At 68.4% G+C, this 3,021-nt stretch carries 4 protein-coding genes; 3 read left to right on the top strand and 1 reads right to left on the bottom strand.

What is annotated here, in order from left to right; genetic code table 11:
* Positions 1–99: 99 nt before the first annotated feature.
* Complete coding sequence (locus ABE546_RS18570) at positions 100–549, bottom strand: copper chaperone PCu(A)C (protein ID WP_313219155.1); 450 nt, start codon at positions 547–549, stop codon at positions 100–102.
* Positions 550–583: 34 nt separating this feature from the next.
* Here ABE546_RS18570 and ABE546_RS18565 point away from each other — a divergent pair, with 34 nt between their 5' ends.
* The 3 genes from ABE546_RS18565 to ABE546_RS18555 all read left to right on the top strand — a co-directional run bounded on the left by ABE546_RS18565 (position 584) and on the right by ABE546_RS18555 (position 2,929).
* A complete protein-coding gene (locus tag ABE546_RS18565) occupies positions 584–1,363 on the top strand; it encodes an enoyl-CoA hydratase/isomerase family protein (RefSeq protein ID WP_313217594.1) in 780 nt (259 codons plus the stop codon).
* Between the two features lie 140 nt (positions 1,364–1,503).
* Positions 1,504–2,412 carry an acyl-CoA thioesterase II gene (tesB, locus tag ABE546_RS18560; protein ID WP_088432131.1) on the top strand — a complete coding sequence of 303 codons (909 nt, stop codon included), beginning with the start codon at positions 1,504–1,506 and terminating at the stop codon, positions 2,410–2,412.
* A 1-nt stretch (position 2,413) separates the two neighbouring features.
* The gene (locus ABE546_RS18555) at positions 2,414–2,929 is read left to right on the top strand and encodes a DUF2007 domain-containing protein (protein WP_346464658.1); all 516 of its coding nucleotides are present in this window, start codon (positions 2,414–2,416) and stop codon (positions 2,927–2,929) included.
* The last annotated feature ends 92 nt before the right edge of the window (positions 2,930–3,021 follow it).

Below are 3,021 nucleotides of genomic sequence, written 5' to 3'. Positions count from 1 at the left end.
GGGTAGTGCCGGCCGCTGGCCGGCACCCACATGATGCCGGACGGATGTACGTGGGTGACGGCCACCGGCCTGCACTACCGTTCCATACCCCATGGGGCCTTACGGTACCGCGCTGCGCACCTGCATCATCCCATCTACCTTGCGCCCATCTTCCAGGCTCAGCCGCAACGGCAGCTGTGCGCCTTCCTTCAGTGCCACCTCCGGCTGCATCAGCATCAGATGCAGTCCGCCAGGTTTGAGCTCGACCGTCGCCCCCGCCGCGATCGGCAATCGCTCCACCGCGCGCATCCGGCTAACCCCCTCGACCAGCGTGGTTTCATGCAGGGACACATCGCCGAACGCCTTGCTGCCTGCGGCGATCACCACGACCGCCTCGCGGCAGTCGTTGCGGATCCGCCCGTAACCGGCGGCCATCGGCATCGCGGCCGGCGGCAACCGCAGCCAGCCGTCGCGCAGTGACACACAGGAAGGTTCTGCGGCCACTGTCGGCGCCGATGCTGCGAACGCACACAACCCCAACAATACGCACACGAATGGTTTGGTTATCATCGGCTTCGTTCCCTGTCCGCAACGAGACTGCAGCATGACGACGCTCATCGAGGTGATCAACCATGGCCCCATCCGCGAGCTGCGGCTGGCCAGGCCACCGGTCAATGCGTTGGACACCGAGCTGTGCCGGCACCTGATCCAGGCGATCAACCAGGCCATGTCCGAGGACGTGCACGGCATCGTGCTGTCCGGGAGCGAGCGCATCTTCAGTGCCGGCATGGACGTGCCGCACCTGCTCGGCCATGGCGATGACAGGCACAAGCTGCTGGACAGTTGGCAGGCATTCTTCGGCGCCGTGCGCACCCTGGCCGAATGCCGCGTGCCGGTGGTGGCGGCCATGACCGGGCACGCCCCTGCCGGCGGCTGCGTGCTGGCGCTGTGCTGCGACTACCGGATCATCGCGCGCAGCCCCGATGCCGCCCATCCCACGGTGATCGGCCTGAACGAAGTGCAGGTCGGGCTGGTCGCGCCGGAAGGCATCCAGCGCCTGATGCGCCGCGTAGTCGGCCACCATCGGGCCACCACCCTGCTGGTCGGCGGCGAGATGGTGCCGGCCGAGCGTGCACTGCAGATCGGGCTGGTCGATGAGGTGGTCGATGCGGATCAGGTTGTCGCCCGCGCCGTGGCCTGGCTGCAGAGCCTGCTGAAGCTGCCGCGCCAACCGATGCTGCTGACCCGCGCCATCGCCCGCGCCGACCTGCATGAGGCGCTGCACGCCGACCTCATCCAGCTCGACCGCTTCGTGGACGCCTGGTACGCCCCGGACGCCCAGCAGGCGCTGCACGGGCTGGTCGCCAGACTCGGCAAGGCCTGAAGCCCGGCAAACGCCAACGCCCCGGTAGTGCCGGCCGCTGGCCGGCAACCAGACAATGAACGATCGAAGTGGTGCGGGGTTGCCGGCCATGGGCCGGCACTACCCTATAATTTGCTTTCGCCCACCCCAGGTTGCTTCCCTTGTCCGCCACGCACGAACCCGTCGTTTCCGAGCTGATCGACCTGCTCTCGCTCGAACGCCTGGAAGACAATCTGTTCCGCGGCCAGAGCCGCGATATCGGCACCAAGTACGTTTTTGGCGGCCAGGTGCTGGGCCAGGCGCTGTCCGCCGCCCAGAAGACGGTCGAGAACGGCCGTCACGTGCATTCGTTGCACGCCTACTTCCTGCGCGCCGGCAACATCGACCATCCCATCGTCTATGACGTGGACCGCACCCGTGACGGCGGCAGCTTTTCCGTGCGCCGGGTCACCGCGATCCAGCACGGCAAGGTGATCTTCTTCTGCGCCGCTTCGTTCCAGCAGGCCGAGACCGGCGCCGAGCACCAGCACAAGATGCCGGAAGTGCCGCAGCCGGAAGACATCGAGCCGAACCAGCCGCTGCCGCAGGCGGTGCTGGATCGTCTGCCGATCAAGGTGCAGCGCTGGCTCTCGCGGGGCGGCCCGTTCGAGTTCCGCCATGTCTACCCGCGCGATGAACTCAATCCGCCCAAGCGCCCGCCCTACCACCAGGTCTGGCTGCGCCTGAACGAGACCGTCGGCGATGCTCCGGAGCTGCATCAGGCTTTGCTCGCCTACGCCTCGGATTTCCACCTGCTCGGCACCGCGACCTTCCCGCACGGCATCAGCTACTACCAGCCGCATGTGCAGATGGCCTCGCTGGACCATGCGATCTGGTTCCACCGCCCGTTCCGCGCCGACGACTGGCTGCTGTACTCGCTGGACAGCCCCAGCGCGCAGGATTCGCGTGGCCTGGCGCGTGGCCAGTTCTTCACCCGCAACGGCATCCTGGTCGCCAGTACGGCGCAGGAAGGCCTGATCCGCGTGGTCGATGACAGTGCCGCGGCCGCCGCCGTGCCGGCCAAGGACTGACATGAGACAGATCTTCAACAGCCAGCGCGTAGAGACCGTGGAAGGCGTGGCCCAGCTGCTGCGCGACGCCGGCATCGAGGTGCGCATCACCAACGGCCGCTCGTACCACAGCAAGCGCGGCAGCCAGTTCAGCTATCTGGACAAGGAAAAGGCCACCACCCACCCGACCCTGTGGGTGGTGCACGCCGATGACCAGCCGCGCGCCCGCGAGATCCTGCGCGATGCACGCCTGCTGGAAACCACCCGCCGCGACCACCCGACCGCGCAGTTCGCGTTCCGCGACGAGGTCGCCCAGAACGATGCGCCGCGCAACTGGGCCTGGCGCATCCGTATCGGGCTGCTGCTGGTGATCGCTGCCGTGGCGATGGTGGTGGTCATGCGCCACCGCGGCGGCCCGGTCGTGGCGCCCGCCCCGGCATCAGCACCGGCCGTGCAGCCGACGGCGTCGCCGACCGCACCGGCCGCCACCCCGCCGGAAGAAGAGGAAGTGCGGGTCCGGATCCAGCCCACCGAGTAACGGGTAGTGCCGGGGGGCGGGCGGGGCCGCCCGGGGGGGGGGTGCAGCCAGGCCCGGGCCCCCGCCGGCCCGAAAACGGGAACAAGGGGGGG

This window comes from Stenotrophomonas sp. TWI377, from assembly GCF_039674525.1.
Classification (GTDB): domain Bacteria; phylum Pseudomonadota; class Gammaproteobacteria; order Xanthomonadales; family Xanthomonadaceae; genus Stenotrophomonas.
This window is presented reverse-complemented; position numbering and strand designations above follow the sequence as displayed.

Bases quoted from the DNA above. Each gene is read 5' to 3' on its own strand.
- ABE546_RS18570 (WP_313219155.1), bottom strand. From the start codon at position 549: ATGATAACCAAACCATTCGTGTGCGTATTGTTGGGGTTGTGTGCGTTC.
- ABE546_RS18555 (WP_346464658.1), top strand. From the start codon at position 2,414: ATGAGACAGATCTTCAACAGCCAGCGCGTAGAGACCGTGGAAGGCGTG.
- ABE546_RS18565 (WP_313217594.1), top strand. From the start codon at position 584: ATGACGACGCTCATCGAGGTGATCAACCATGGCCCCATCCGCGAGCTG.